We start from the raw sequence: 13,878 nt of genomic DNA on the forward strand, positions 1-13,878 counted from the left end.
GCAATGCCATCAGGCGCCCGCTGCTGCCTAATAATGGCATGCGCAGACTGGCGGCAGCAACTAATAAAAGGGACGTGGCTAAGAATCGTCTGATTAACCTGAAGTTTCCAATCCTACCGAGCAAGGTTCTCATGTGATTCAAGCGGTCGGCTTGAAATCATGGTTCGGCTGACTGGCTACAGGTGCAGGTGTTGGATCAGTTCAAGCGCGCTGTTGTTTGGAATTTGGCAAGGTGGTGACCTGGAAGGCCGCCGGATTCTGATTCACCACGGGCGCCCGGCAGGTGTTGCGCACGATGGCCGAGAGTTCGGCGAGCAAGGTGGCAAAGCTGTGCGCGGGGGAGCCGTCGTTGAGCGTGTGCACGGCCGCTTTTTGGCCTTGGCGGCGTCGGAGCGGGTGGCGCGTGCCACCGGATCGCGGATCTGCTTGGCCGCTTGATCTTCATCGGCAAGCAGCAGCTCCCGCCAGGTTTCGCGCAGATGCCACTCGACGTAATAGGCGAGCATGCACAGGAAGATATGGGCGCGCACGAGATCGGCCAGACGATGATGGATGGGGCCCACTTTCAGATCGATGGTTTTCATCGTGCGAAAGACGCGCTCGACATTCGCCAGGGACTTGTAGTGACGCACACAATCGGCGCTGTCGATCTCCGTCGTCGGCACGGACGTGCGAACGATGTAGATGCCGTCCAGCACCGCTTCGCTGGCGATGCTGTCGAAAGCAGCAAGCATCATCGCCGATGTCGAGCGTGAAGTGCTTGGCGACCTTGTACTGGTTGACGACTTTGCCAACGCGCACGCCGATCTTGTCTTCGCCCACAAGCCGTCCGGCTTCCACCATCGCCTGGACCTTCGCCAGGTTCTTCTCGGTGGCTTGCAGCAGCGCTTCGCGCTTGTGCGCACGCATTTTGGCCAGCTGTGAATTGCGGCAGGCGATCAGGCGCTCGCCCGGATAGTCGGGATGGGCAAACTCAAACAGGTTGCGCTCGTCGAACAGCCCCAGCTGCAACTGGCCCTGTTCGATCAGCGAGCAGATCGCGTTACTCTTGAGGGCCGTGGCCACAGCCGAGCGCCGCTGCCCATGACCTCGTACAGCGCGGCCAAGCACGACTATGAGTACACGCGAAACGGTACGACCAACCTGTTCGTCGCTGTCGAGCCCAAGGCGGGAAAGCGAATCGTCAGCGTCACCGACCATCGCGGCAAGGCCGACTTCGTCGCCTTCATCCAAGAGCTGCTTGTCGGCGCGTATTCCAAGGCGCGTCGGGTGCATCTGGTCCTGGACAACCTGAACACCCACTTCAAGAAATGCTTCGACGATGTGCTGGGTGAACCTGCCGCTGCCAAACTCCTGCGCCGGGTGGAGTTCCACCACACGCCCAAGCACGCGAGTTGGCTGAACATGGCCGAGATCGAGATCGGCATCCTCAGCCGTCAATGCCTGGATCGACGCGTGGCCAGCCAACAGGTACTGCGCCGAGAAGTCGATGCTTGGCAACAGGTGCGCAACGCCCAGCAGCGAACCATCGAATGGAAGTTCACTCGGCAGGATGCAGATCAGAAGCTCGGTCGGCATTACGTTTCGAAACTTTCGTGTTGATGTACTAGTCCTCCGGCTGATCCGGCGACCGGCGGCCGAGAGAAACCTTGGCCAGGTCCAGGTGCAACTTGTTGAGGAAATGCAGCAGGGCAACGCTGTCATCGAAACTGAAGCCTCGCAACGCCTGCTGGTAGAACTGGTAGATCCGCTCCTGCAGCGACTCCCAGAACGCCTTGCCACTGGCCGTCAGTTGCACCAGGCGCGCGCGCCCATCATCCGGGTGCGGCACGCGCAGGACATGGTTGTCGCGCTCCATGCGCTTGAGCACCCCGTCCAGGCTCTGCCGGCTGACCACCAGATACTCGGTCAACTGGTTGAACGAGATTCCGTCCTCGTAACCCTCGCGCGACAACGCGCCGAGCACCGCCCACTGCACGGTGCTGATGCCCATCTCGTTCTGAACCTGTCGTTGCAGGATATTGCCCGTCTGGAACAGCCTGAAGAACAGGCGGTTGGATACGCCCTTGCTTTCGTCGCCGGTCATTGTGGTTCCTGTCGATCCGGTGGGCGCTTGAGGTGGCGACGCCCTGCTTTTCCGGAGCAGGCGAGGCGTCAGCTGGGAACGAACTCCCTGGCGATGATATTTTTCATGATCTGTGCGGTGCCGTCACCGATTTGCAGGCCAAGGACATCGCGCAGGCGCTGTGCGAATGGCAGGTCCTCGCCGTAGCCGGTATGTCCATGGGCAAGCAGGCATTGGGTGACGACGTCGAAGGCCAGCTTGGGTCCCCACCACTTGTTCATCGCCGCTTCGGCATTGTGGGGCAACTTGTTGTCCTTCAGCCACAGCGCGTGGTAGCACTGCAGGCGGGCGGCGTGCACGTAGGTCTGCAGTTCGGCCAACGGATGGGTCAGGCCCTGGAAGGCTGAGAGGTTCTGGCCGAAGGCCTGGCGCTCGGTCAGCCATTTCCAGGTTTCGTCCAGGGACTGCTGGGCCAGTGCCAGGCACTGCAGGCCAATCAGCGCGCGACTATAGTCGAACCCCTGCATGACCTGCTTGAACCCCTTGCCTTCCTCGCCGAGGCGGTGGCCGAGTGGCACTTCAACGTTGTCGAAAAAGATCGAGCCGCGGCCGATGGCGCGTTCGCCGGCATCCTCGAAGCGGCTGGTGCTGATGCCCGCCGAGTCCATCGGCACAAGAAAGGCGCTGATGCCGCCGGCGCGCTGCTCCTGGGTGCCGGTACGGGCAAAGACCACCGCCACGTCGGCCTGGTCGGCCATGGAGATCGAAGTCTTCTCGCCGTTGAGCAGGTAGGCCTGGCCCTTGCGTTCGGCCTTCAGGCGCAGGCTGGCGGCGTCTGAACCACCGCCGGGTTCGGTCAGGGCGATGCAGATGATCTTCTGCCCGGCGGTGATCGCGCCCAGCCACTGCCTGGCCAGTTCCGGGGCGGCGTGCTGGGCGATGATCTGGCCGTTGAGCGAGGCCAGCAGGGGGATATAGCCGACGTTGAAGTCACCCCTGGAAATTTCCTCGACGATGATGCCGGCGGTCACGCAGTCCAGGCCGCTGCCGCCGAACGCTTCCGGCAGCTCGCCGCCGAGCAGGCCCATCTGGCCCATTTGCCGGATCACCGAGCGCTCGATGCGGCCGTCGCGGTCGCGCTGGCGATAGCCGGGGGCGAGTACGTCGGCGCTGAAGCGGGCGACGCTGTCGCGGATCGCCCGCTGTTGTTCGTTGAATGCGAAATCCATGTGTGTCTGGACGCCTCGTATGGGGATCGAGCCGACGCCCTACCGGGTCGCCGGCAACGCGATCACTTGTAGAACTTGCGGAACTGCGGCTTGCGCTTTTCCCTGAACGCGGCCACGCCTTCCCTGGATTCCTCCGTGTCGTAGTACAGGCTCAGCGCCTGCATGCCGAGCCCGCCGATACCGGCGATGTTCTCGCTGTCGGCGTTGAACGAGCGCTTGGCGATGGACAATGCGGTCGGGCTCTTTTCCAGGATCTCCTCGCACCACTTGTGCACTTCGGCATCCAGTTCCTCGTGCGCCACCACGGCATTGACCAGGCCCCATTCCAGTGCCTGCTGGGCCGTGTATTTGCGGCACAGGTACCAGATCTCCCGGGCACGTTTCTCGCCGATCACGCGCGACAGGTAGGCAGTGCCGAAGCCCGGATCGACCGAGCCGACTTTCGGCCCGACCTGGCCGAAGATGGCCTTGTCCGAAGCGATGGACAGGTCGCACACCACATGCAGCACGTGGCCGCCGCCGATGGCAAACCCGTTGACCCGGGCGATCACCGGCTTGGGTACTTCGCGGATCAGGCGCTGCAGCTCTTCCACCGGCAGGCCGATCAGGCCGCGGCCGTCGTACTGGCCCTCGTGGGTGCTTTGGTCACCGCCGGTGCAGAACGCCTTGTCGCCGGCACCGGTGAGCACGATGACGCCGATCTCCCTGTTCCAGCCGGCGCGGTTGAAGGCGTCCAGCAGCTCCGTGCAGGTCTTTCCGCGGAAGGCGTTGTAGCGCTCGGGGCGATTGATGGTGATGGTGGCGACGCCGTCTTTTTCCGCGTAGAGGATGTCTTCGTAATGCATGTGGGTCTCTCCTGAAATTCTGGCAAGCACGGACTGTCAGCCGGCCATGGTCAGCCCGCCGGACACGCTGATGACCTGTCCGGTGATGTAGTTGGCGTCGTCGCTGGCGAGCAGGGTGATGATCCCGGGGAAGTCCTCCGGCTGGCCGAGGCGGCGCATCGGCACCGCGTTCCTGAAGGCCTCCAACAGCTTTTCCGGGTTACTGGAGGTGTCCACCACGTTCTTCAGCAGGGCGGTGTGGGTCGGGCCGGGGCAGACCACGTTGACGTTGACGCCCTTGGTCGCCAGTTCGCGCGCCAGGGTCTTCGACAGGCCGACCAGGCCGGCCTTGCAGGCTGCGTACACGGCTTCGCCGGACGAGCCGACGCGGGCCGCGTCGGAGGCGACGTTGACCACCTTGCCGCCACCGGTGGCGAGCATCTTCGGCAAGACCACGTGGTGCATGTTGAGCGCGCCGGTGAGGTTGATGGCGATCAGCGGTTGCCAGGTCTGCGGCTCGGTCTTGAGGAACGGCATGAACTGGTCGAAGCCGGCATTGTTGACCAGGACGGTGGGCACGCCGAGCTGGCTTTCGATGGCCTCCACGGTGGCGACGATGGCGTCGTAGTCGGTGATGTCAGTGGCATAGGCCCTGGCCGTGCCGCCGGCCTGGGTGATCAGCTCGGCCGTGCTCTGCGCCGCCGTTGCGTCGCGGTCGAGCACGGCCACCAGGCTGCCTTCTTCGGCAAAGCGCAGGCAGACCGCGCGGCCAATGCCGCCGCCGCCGCCGGTGATGATCACGGTTTTTCCGCTTAGACCTTTCATGCAGCAATCCTTTTGTCTTTGGTGCGGTAACGGGTGCAGGACGCGCTCAGCGCCTGTTTCCATCGATGCGCACGCCCTTGGCCTGTTCCCGAAGCTTGAATTTCTGGATCTTTCCCGACGGCGTGCGCGGCAGGTCGGGCAGCACTTCCAGGTATTCGGGGAGATAGGCCTTGGTCAGGCGTTGTTCCAGCAGGAAGGCCACTGCGTCCTCCAGGCTCAGCTGCGAGTAGCCATCCTGCAGGGTGACGTAGGCGCAGACGCGCTCGCCCAGGCGTTCGTCCGGGCAGCCAACCAGGGCCACCGAGGAGATTGCCGGATGCTTGTAGAGCAGATTCTCGATCTCCACCACCGGCACGTTCTCGCCGCCCCGGATCACCACGTCCTTGGTGCGCCCGGTGATGCGGATATAGCCCTCGGCATCCATCCGTGCCAGGTCGCCGGTGGCGAACCAGCCGTGTTCGTCGACGCCATAGAGCTCCGGGCGCTTGAGGTAGCCGACGAACAGGCTGCCGCCGCGCACCATCAGGTTGCCCTCGGCGCCGCTGGGCACCACTTGGCCCTCATCGTCGATCACCTGCACTTCCATGTAAGGCAGGGCCAGGCCGTCGCTGTGGATGGCGCGTTCGGGGTCGTCCTCGGGGCGGGTGGTGGTCACCGCGCCGTTTTCGGTCATGCCCCAGGCGGAAATGATCTGCGCGTTCATCGCTGCGCCGGCGCGCTCCACCAGGGCTCCGGGGATCGGTGCACCGGCCGAGGCGAAGATGCGCAGCGAGGCCAGCTCTTCGCGGTGCTTGGGGGCTACTTCGAGCAGATCGGCGAGAAACGGGGTGGAGGCCTTGGTGAAGGTCGGCTTCTCCGCCGCGGCGATCCTGACCGCGGACAGCGGATCCCAGACATCCTGCAGGACCGCGGTGGTCTGCAGGTAGATCGGCATCATCAGTCCGTAGAGGAAACCGGTCTGGTGGGCCATCGGCGAGGCCATCAAGATGATGTCCTCACCATCCAGATGCAGGCGCTCGGCATAGGCGCGAACGTTACTGAACAAGGTGTTGGAGGTGTGCAGCACGCCCTTCGGCTCGCCGCTGGTGCCGGAGGTATAGAGCAGCTGCACCACCTCGTCACCGTGCGGACGGCGCTCGGCGAACAGTGCGCGTGTGTCCACGCGCGCTTCCCAGGGCTGCTCCAGCAAGACGTTCCCGAAATCGTCGTCGCCTTCGCCGCCGATCACCAGGGTGTGCTGCAGCTCGGGAAGCTCGCCACGCAGCCCTTGAATCATGGCCGCATAGTCGAAGCCGCGGAACACCTTGGGAACGACCAGCACGCGGCTCTGCGCATGACCGAGCATGATGCCCAGCTCGTGCTCGCGGAAGATCGGCATCAGCGGGTTGAGGATCGCGCCGATGCGCACGCAGGCCAGATGCAGGGCGGTCATCTGCCACCAGTTGGGCAACTGGCAGGACACCACGTCGGACTTTTCCACGCCAAGGCCGGCAAGGCCGGCGGCCATGCGGGTGACGATGCGGTCGAGTTCGCGGTAGCTCAGGGCGGTGCAGGTGTCTTGGCCGACGTTGTAGGCGATCAGGGCCTTGCGATCAGGCGTGGAAGCCACCGCCGTGTCCAGATAGTCTGTAATGATCTTGTCGTTCCAGGCGCCAATTTCAAGCATGGCGGACCGACGCGCGGAAGGGATGTTCGTCTTGATCTTCATGTTCAACACCGCTCAATGTTGAGTTTTTTCTGCTGGACAGGCCAAGGCAGGCCCATTCGACGGCGCTGACAATACGCTCCCGGGGCTTTATGTCAACATGTTGTCTTTGTTGCGGGGCATGGATAGACTCGTCCCGGATCTCCGGCGTCGTTGAATCGGTCGGCCACAGCACTTGGCGCCGAGATGAAAACGCCGGATGCCGGATGCGCCGGGTGGCAGTCAGACAAGCAGTGGTGAATGGCATGTCCTACAACAACATCCTCATTGAGCGGCACGAGCACGTGGCGCTGATCAGGCTCAACCGACCCGCCGTGCACAACGCCCTCAATGGCGCGCTGATGCGCGAGCTCGGTGATGCCTTGCGCCAGTTCGAGCGCGATAGCGAAATCCGTGCGCTGGTGATCACCGGCAACGACAAGGCCTTCGCCGCCGGTGCCGACATCGCCGAGTTGCAGTCTAAGAGTTTCTCCGATGTCTACCTGGAGGATTTCGTGACCGCTGACTGGGAAGAGGTCACGCGCTGCCGCAAGCCGGTGATCGCGGCCGTGGCGGGACTGGCACTGGGAGGAGGCTGCGAGCTGGCGATGATGTGCGACATCGTGATCGCCGCCGAGAGCGCCCGTTTCGGCCAGCCGGAAGTCAAGATCGGAACCCTGCCGGGCGCCGGTGGCAGCCAGCGCCTGACCCGGGCGGTGGGCAAGGCCAAGGCCATGGACCTGTGCCTGAGCGGTCGCCTGATGGATGCCAGCGAAGCTGAACGCAGCAGCCTGGTCAGTCGCGTGGTGCCGGCTGCCAGCCTGCTCGACGAGGCGCTGCACCTGGCCAGGCAGATCGCCGCTTGTTCGGCCATGGCGGTGAAGCTGAACAAGGAAGCGGTCAACCGCGCCTTCGAGACCACCCTGGCCGAGGGCGTGCGTTTCGAGCGCCGCCTGCTGCATGCCAGCTTTGCCAGCGAAGACCAGAAGGAAGGCATGCAGGCCTTCATGGAGAAGCGCCAGCCATCCTGGACGCATCGCTGAGCCTGCCGTCAGGCGAACATAGAACGCAGGCTTGAATGCCTGCAGGAGCAGTCGGATGTCATCTCCCGTGCAGTTGTCCCGAGCCGGGGCCATTGCGCTCATTCGCGTCGACAATCCACCGGTCAACGCGCTGGGCCAGGCGGTGCGCGCCGGTCTGCTGGAGGCCTTCAGCGCCGCAGAGGCGGACGCCGAGGTCAAGATCGTGATGCTGCTCTGCGCAGGCAGGACCTTCATCGCCGGGGCCGACATTCGTGAGTTCGGCAAGCCGCCCCAAGCCCCGATCCTGCCCGAGGTGACCCTGGCCATCGAGCGCTTCGACAAGCCCTCACTGGCGGTGATCCACGGCTCGGCGCTGGGGGGTGGACTGGAGGTCGCCCTGGCCTGCCACTACCGCATCGCCCATCGCGACGCCCGGTTGGGCCTGCCCGAAGTCAAGCTCGGGCTGTTGCCGGGGGCCGGTGGCACCCAGCGTCTGCCACGCCTGGCGGGCGTGGCCGTAGCGCTGGACATGATCGTGGGTGGTGAGCCGATCAGCGCCGAGGAGGCCGAGCGCTACGGCATTGTCGACCAGGTGTTCGCCGGCGATGTGCTGGCCGCCGGCCTGGATTTCGCCGAACGGTTGTTGCGTCAAGAGGCTGGCCCGCGCCGTACCGGCCAGGCCCGGATCCCGCCAAGCGTGGGCCATCGCGATGCCCAATTGCTCCAAGCCAAGCGTGAGCAAGTCAAACGCAACCAGCCCGATGCGTTCTCGCCGCCTCGCTGTATCGATGCCGTCCAGGCGGCAACCTTGTTGCCCTTGGCCCAGGGGCTTGAGCGCGAGCGTGCGCTGTTCCTCGAATGCATGGCGTCACCGCAGCGGGCGGCGCTGGTGGAGAAATTCTTCGCCGAACGGCAGGCGGCCAAGGCCGGTCGCCAGGTCGATGGCGCCGTCCGGCCCAAGGCCGGTTCCACGGAGCACTGAAAGTGCCGCTTGCGCCTTTCCGCCTTGATCCAAGGACTTCCCATGGACATCAACTACACCCCCGCCGAGCTCGAATTCCGCGACCAGGTGCGCGCGTTCGTCCGCGTGGCGCTTCCCGATGACATCGCCACCAAGGTGCGACTGGGCAAGCGCCTGAGCAAGGACGACCACCAGCGTTGGCAGCGCATCCTGGCCAAACGTGGCTGGTATGCCGCCAACTGGCCAGTGGAGTACGGTGGAACCGGCTGGAGCGTGGTGCAGCGGCACATCTTCGAGGAGGAGTGCGCCGCTCACGGTGCGCCGCGCCTGGTTCCCTTCGGCGTCAACATGGTCGCCCCGGTGATCATCAAGTTCGGCACCGAGGCGCAGAAAGCGCATTACCTGCCGCGCATCCTCTCCGGTGAGGATTGGTGGTGCCAGGGCTATTCCGAGCCCGGCGCCGGCTCTGACCTGGCCAGCCTGAAAACACGCGCGGTGCGCGAGGGCGAGCACTACATCGTCAACGGCCAGAAGACCTGGACCACCCTTGGCCAGTACGCCAACATGATCTTCTGCCTGGTACGCACCGACCCGCAGGCCCAGCAACAACGCGGCATCTCCTTTCTGCTGATCGACATGGCCAGCCCCGGCATCACGGTGCGGCCGATCATCACCCTGGATGGCGAACACGAAGTCAACGAGGTGTTCTTCGACAACGTGCCGGTGCCGGTGGCCAACCTGGTGGGCGAGGAGAACCGGGGATGGACCTGCGCCAAGTACCTGCTGACCCACGAACGTACCGGTCAGGCCGGCATCGCCCAGTCCAAAGCCGCGCTGGCGCATCTCAAGCAGGTTGCCACCCGTGAGCTGCGTGGGGGTCGCCCGCTGCTGGACGATCCGCTGTTCCGTGCCCAGGTGGCCGAGGCAGAAATCCAGTTGCTGGCCATCGAGATGACCACCCTGCGCATCCTCGCCGCTGCCCAGGCCGGAGGGGCCCCGGGCGCGGAAAGCTCGATCCTGAAGATCAAGGGTTCGCAGATCCGCCAAGCCATCAGTCACCTGTTGCGCAAGGCACTCGGCGTGCATGCGCTGCCCTTGGTCGAGGAGGAGCTGGAGATCGGCCATGCCGGCCAACTGCGGCATGCCGACTACAGCGCTGCGCCCGCTGGCCAGTACTTCAACCTGCGCAAGCTGTCGATCTATGGCGGCTCCAACGAAATCCAGAACAACATCATCGCCAAGACGATTCTCGAACTCTAAGGCAGGCCGCAGCTATGGATTTCACCCTCAGCGAAGAGCAGCAGATGCTGCAGGACACCGTGGCGCGCCTGGCCCGCGACAGCTACAGCTTCGAACAGCGCGAGCAGTTCTACCGCAGCCAGACCGGTTTCAGCCGTGCGTTCTGGCAGCAGCTGGGCGAGCTGGGCCTGTGCTCGGTGCCGATTGCCCAGGCACATGGCGGCTTCGGCGGCAGCGGCGTGGACAACATGCTGATCATGATTGAACTGGGCCGCCATCTGTGCCTGGAGCCTTTCCTGCAGTCGCAGATTCACGGCGCCGGCCTGCTCCAGCAGCTGGGCAGCGCGCAACAGTGTGAGGCGTTGCTGCCGCAGGTGGCCAGTGGCGAGCTGCAACTGGCGGTGGCCCTGGAGGAGAGCCAGAGCCACTACCGGTTGGATGATGTACAGACGCGTGCCGTTGCCGCGGACGGAGGCTGGAAACTGTCCGGCAACAAGGTCGTGGTGATTGGCGGCCACAGTGCCGGGCTGATCCTGGTATCGGCACGCACGGCGGGAGAGCCATTGGATGCGCAGGGCATCAGCCTGTTCCTGCTCGACCCGGACAGCGCCGGTGTCAGCCGCCGCACCTACCCGAATATCGATGGGCCACGTGCCTGCGACCTGGCGCTGGATGAGGTGTTCATCGCTGCCGACGCGCTGCTCGGCGAGCCGGGCCAGGCGCTGTCTGCCCTGTGCTACCAGCAGGGCCGCGCCATCGCCGCCCAGTGCGCCGAGGCCCTGGGCGGCATGCAGGAGGCCTTCCGCCTGACCCTGGATTATCTGAAGACCCGCCGGCAGTTCGGCGTGCCCATCGGCAAGTTCCAGGTGTTGCAGCACCGCATGGCCGATCTGCGCGGTGAACTGGAGCTGGCCAATTCCATGGCGATTCTCGCCGCCTGCGTGGCCGACCAAGCCGACAGCGAGGTGCGCAGCCGCCGCCTGGCCGCGGCCAAGTTCGTCGCGGTGCGCGCGGCGCGCTTGATCGCCGAGCAGGCCATTCAGTTGCACGGCGGCATTGGCATGACCTGGGAATACAGCCTGGCCCACCATGCCAAGCGCCTGGTCATGCTCAGCCACCAACTCGGTGACGATGACCATCATTTGCAGGCCTATGCGCAGCTGCTGGAAAGCGCGTGATGCAACAAGAGGACGGTGAGATGAAGACACGGTTCGCGAGCAGGCGCGTGGTCGACTGCAGCGTCATGATTTTCAACCAGCGCGCAGGCGCCGCTGGGCTGGAGCATGCAGGGTGATGAGTGTCTTCAGACAGATCGGGGTGATCGGCAGCGGGACCATGGGCCGAGGCATTGCCCAGCTGTTCGCCAGTGCCGGCGTCCAGGTGCTGCTGCATGACAGCCGCAGCGAGGCCACTGAACAGGCGCTGGCGCACAACCGCCAGATGCTGGAGCGGGCGGCGGCCAAGGGCACGCTGAGCGCCGAGGCGTTGGCCGACGCCCTGGCGTGCATGCGCCCGGCGCATACCCTGGGCGAACTGGCCGGCTGCGACCTTCTGATCGAGGCCATCGTCGAGAATCTCGACGCCAAACAGGCATTGTTCCGCCAGTTGGAAACCCTGGTCAGCGCCGAGGCGGTGCTGGCCAGCAATACCTCATCGCTGTCGATCAGCCTGATCGCCAGTGCTTGCGAGCGGCCCGAACGGGTCGCCGGCTTTCATTTCTTCAACCCGGTGCCGTTGATGAAGATCGTCGAGGTGGTGCGCGGCGAGCGCACCGACCCGGTGGTGATCGAACGGTTGTCGGCACTGGCCCAGGCTGCCGGGCACAGCGCCGCGGTCACTCCGGACTCGCCCGGTTTCCTGGTCAACCATGCCGGTCGCGCCTATGGCCCGGAGGCGCTGCGCATCCTTGGCGAGGGCATCGCCACGCCCGCGCAGATCGACCGCATCCTCAAGGACAGCCTGGGCTTTCGCATGGGGCCCTTCGAGCTGTTCGACCTGGTGGGTCTGGACGTCTCCCAGGCGGTGATGGAGTCGATCTATGCGCAGTTCTATCAGGAGCCACGCTTTACCCCTTCGGCGCTGGTGCCGCCCCGCGTGGCCAGTGGGCTGCTCGGACGCAAGCGCGGGCAGGGGTTCTATCGCTATGCCGAGGGCAGGGCGCTGCAGGAGGCGCTCGCGGAGCCTGCGCCAGTCACGATCGATCGGCCATTCTGGCTCGACTGTCAGGATGCGAAGGTTCGTCAACGGGTGGCCGATGTGCTGGCCACCGCCGCGGTCGTACTGGAACAAGCCGAACGGCCCTCGGCAGAAGCGATCTGCCTGGTGACCCCGCTGGGCGAGGACGCCAGCAGCGTGATCGCCCGCAAGCAGCTGCCCCCGGCACGCAGCCTGGCCCTGGAAACCTTCGCAGGCCTGGACACACGCCGCGTGCTGATGCGCCAACCGGGCCTGGATGCCACCGTGCTGGCGCAGGCGCGCCAGGCGCTGGGGGCCGATGGCGTGCCGGTGGAAGTGATCAATGATTCGCCCGGTTTCATCGCCCAGCGGGTGCTTGCCGGGATCGTCAACCTGGGCTGCGAGATCGCCCAGCGACGGATCGCCGACCCCGCCAGCCTGGATCGCGCGGTGCGACTGGCGCTGGGCTATCCGCACGGGCCGCTGGGCTTTGGCGACCATTACGGGGCATCCAGGATCATGCAGATCCTGCACCAGTTGCATGACCTGTATCAGGAGCCACGCTATCGGATCAGTCCCTGGCTGCGCCGCCGCGTACAGCTCGGCCTGCCCCTGACCACGCCCGAAGAATGAACATGACCGCCTATCTCTATGATGGTTTGCGCTCACCCTTCGGCCGCCATGCCGGTGCCCTGGCCGCGGTGCGTCCGGATGACCTGCTGGCCGGTGTGGTTGCTGCCCTGGTGGCACGCAACCCGTTCGCCGCGGATGACTACGAAGATGTCATCGCCGGCTGTGCCAGCCAGGCCGGCGAGGATGGGCGCAACCTGGCCCGTCATGTGGCCCTGCTCAGTGGCCTGCCGGTGGCGGTCGGTGGGCTGACGGTCAATCGTCTCTGCGGCTCGGGACTGGCTGCGCTGCTGGATGCCGCCCGCGCGGTGCGCTGTGGCGAGGGCGAGCTGTTCGTCGCCGGCGGTGCCGAGAGCATGAGCCGGGCGCCCTTCGTGGTGGCCAAGGCCGAAAGCGCCTGGTCGCGGGATTTCCGCGTGTTCGACAGCACCATCGGCGCGCGTTTCCCCAATCCGCAGCTGGAGGCGCAGTTTGGCGCCGATACCATGCCCGAGACCGCCGACAACGTCGCCCGCGCGCTGGGGATCAGCCGCGCGCAGGCCGACACTTACGCGGCGCGCAGCCAGGCGCTGTTCGAAGCGGCGCGGCAGGCGGATTTCCTTGCCGGGGAAATCCAGCCCGTCGAGGTGCCGCAGGGACGCAAGCAGCCAGCGAAAGTCGTCGCCTGCGACGAGCATCCACGCCCGGAAAGTACCTTCGAGGCGTTGACGCGGCTCAGGCCCTTGTTCGAAGGCGGGGTGGTCACCGCCGGCAACGCCTCGGGCGTGAACGATGGTGCTGCCGCGCTGCTGGTCGGCTCGCGCGCGATCGGCGAGCGCTACCGGATCAAGCCGCGCGCGCAGATCCTGGCCGGCGCCATCGCCGGAGTCGAGCCCCGCTTGATGGGACTGGGGCCGGTGCCGGCGATTGCCAAGGTGCTCAAGCGCTGTGGCCTGGGCCTGGCCGACATGGACCTGATCGAAATCAACGAAGCCTTCGCCGCCCAGGTGCTCGGCTGCGCCCGCCAACTCGGCCTGGATTTCAACGATCCGCGGCTGAATCCCAACGGCGGTGCCATTGCCGTCGGCCACCCGCTCGGGGCTTCCGGCGCGCGCCTGGCGCTGTCTGCCATGCGCCAGCTGGAACGCACGGGCGGGCGCTACGCGCTGGTCAGCCTGTGCATCGGCCTGGGCCAGGGGATTGCCTGCATCATCGAGCGGCTCGATTAACCACACGCCACAACGC

Annotated in this window: 14 protein-coding genes; 8 read left to right on the top strand and 6 right to left on the bottom strand. The window is 65.3% G+C overall.

Annotation, left to right across the window (positions count from 1 at the left end; translation table 11 throughout):
* Window positions 1-263: 263 nt before the first annotated feature.
* Complete coding sequence (locus D9R12_RS02170) at window positions 264-737, bottom strand: transposase (RefSeq protein ID WP_122227407.1); 474 nt, start codon at window positions 735-737, stop codon at window positions 264-266.
* Here D9R12_RS02170 and D9R12_RS15535 point away from each other — a divergent pair.
* Both D9R12_RS15535 and D9R12_RS02175 read left to right on the top strand, forming a co-directional pair.
* Window positions 712-924, top strand: coding sequence for a hypothetical protein (locus D9R12_RS15535; protein WP_147475039.1), 213 nt, complete (start codon window positions 712-714; stop codon window positions 922-924). The genes D9R12_RS02170 and D9R12_RS15535 overlap by 26 nt on opposite strands.
* 39 nt (window positions 925-963) lie before the next feature.
* Entirely contained in the window at window positions 964-1,602 is a 639-nt protein-coding gene (locus tag D9R12_RS02175; RefSeq protein WP_122227410.1) for an IS630 family transposase, read from the top strand.
* 4 nt (window positions 1,603-1,606) lie between these two features.
* Here D9R12_RS02175 and D9R12_RS02180 read toward each other — a convergent pair whose 3' ends face one another.
* From D9R12_RS02180 to D9R12_RS02200, 5 genes are all read right to left on the bottom strand, one after another.
* The gene (locus D9R12_RS02180; RefSeq protein ID WP_122227413.1) at window positions 1,607-2,086 is read right to left on the bottom strand and encodes a MarR family winged helix-turn-helix transcriptional regulator; all 480 of its coding nucleotides are present in this window, start codon (window positions 2,084-2,086) and stop codon (window positions 1,607-1,609) included.
* A 68-nt stretch (window positions 2,087-2,154) separates the two neighbouring features.
* Window positions 2,155-3,294 carry a cyclohexanecarboxyl-CoA dehydrogenase gene (gene aliB, locus D9R12_RS02185; RefSeq protein ID WP_122227416.1) on the bottom strand — a complete coding sequence of 380 codons (1,140 nt, stop codon included), beginning with the start codon at window positions 3,292-3,294 and terminating at the stop codon, window positions 2,155-2,157.
* Window positions 3,295-3,356: 62 nt separating this feature from the next.
* A complete protein-coding gene (badI, locus tag D9R12_RS02190; RefSeq protein ID WP_122227419.1) occupies window positions 3,357-4,139 on the bottom strand; it encodes a 2-ketocyclohexanecarboxyl-CoA hydrolase in 783 nt (260 codons plus the stop codon).
* 36 nt (window positions 4,140-4,175) lie between these two features.
* Window positions 4,176-4,943 (bottom strand): SDR family NAD(P)-dependent oxidoreductase, encoded by a 768-nt coding sequence (locus D9R12_RS02195; RefSeq protein WP_122227422.1) that lies wholly within the window; start codon window positions 4,941-4,943, stop codon window positions 4,176-4,178.
* A 46-nt stretch (window positions 4,944-4,989) separates the two neighbouring features.
* Complete coding sequence (locus tag D9R12_RS02200) at window positions 4,990-6,651, bottom strand: cyclohexanecarboxylate-CoA ligase (RefSeq protein ID WP_170159108.1); 1,662 nt, start codon at window positions 6,649-6,651, stop codon at window positions 4,990-4,992.
* Between the two features lie 242 nt (window positions 6,652-6,893).
* Here D9R12_RS02200 and D9R12_RS02205 point away from each other — a divergent pair, with 242 nt between their 5' ends.
* The 6 genes from D9R12_RS02205 to D9R12_RS02230 all read left to right on the top strand — a co-directional run bounded on the left by D9R12_RS02205 (window position 6,894) and on the right by D9R12_RS02230 (window position 13,862).
* Entirely contained in the window at window positions 6,894-7,670 is a 777-nt protein-coding gene (locus D9R12_RS02205; protein ID WP_122227425.1) for an enoyl-CoA hydratase, read from the top strand.
* A gap of 55 nt (window positions 7,671-7,725) precedes the next feature.
* Window positions 7,726-8,631, top strand: a complete 906-nt coding sequence (locus D9R12_RS02210) for an enoyl-CoA hydratase/isomerase family protein (RefSeq protein WP_122227428.1) — start codon at window positions 7,726-7,728, stop codon at window positions 8,629-8,631.
* A 42-nt stretch (window positions 8,632-8,673) separates the two neighbouring features.
* Complete coding sequence (locus D9R12_RS02215; protein WP_122227431.1) at window positions 8,674-9,870, top strand: acyl-CoA dehydrogenase family protein; 1,197 nt, start codon at window positions 8,674-8,676, stop codon at window positions 9,868-9,870.
* A gap of 14 nt (window positions 9,871-9,884) precedes the next feature.
* Window positions 9,885-11,027: an acyl-CoA dehydrogenase family protein gene (locus D9R12_RS02220; protein WP_122227434.1), complete on the top strand. Its 1,143-nt coding sequence runs from the start codon at window positions 9,885-9,887 to the stop codon at window positions 11,025-11,027.
* Between the two features lie 115 nt (window positions 11,028-11,142).
* The gene (locus D9R12_RS02225; RefSeq protein WP_122227437.1) at window positions 11,143-12,657 is read left to right on the top strand and encodes a 3-hydroxyacyl-CoA dehydrogenase; all 1,515 of its coding nucleotides are present in this window, start codon (window positions 11,143-11,145) and stop codon (window positions 12,655-12,657) included.
* Window positions 12,654-13,862, top strand: coding sequence for a 3-oxoadipyl-CoA thiolase (locus D9R12_RS02230; protein ID WP_210538945.1), 1,209 nt, complete (start codon window positions 12,654-12,656; stop codon window positions 13,860-13,862). Before D9R12_RS02225 ends, D9R12_RS02230 begins: the two co-directional genes overlap by 4 nt.
* Window positions 13,863-13,878: the final 16 nt, after the last annotated feature.

The sequence above is a fragment of the Pseudoxanthomonas spadix genome (assembly GCF_003703395.1).
GTDB classification, from domain to species: Bacteria; Pseudomonadota; Gammaproteobacteria; order Xanthomonadales; family Xanthomonadaceae; genus Pseudoxanthomonas_A; species Pseudoxanthomonas_A spadix.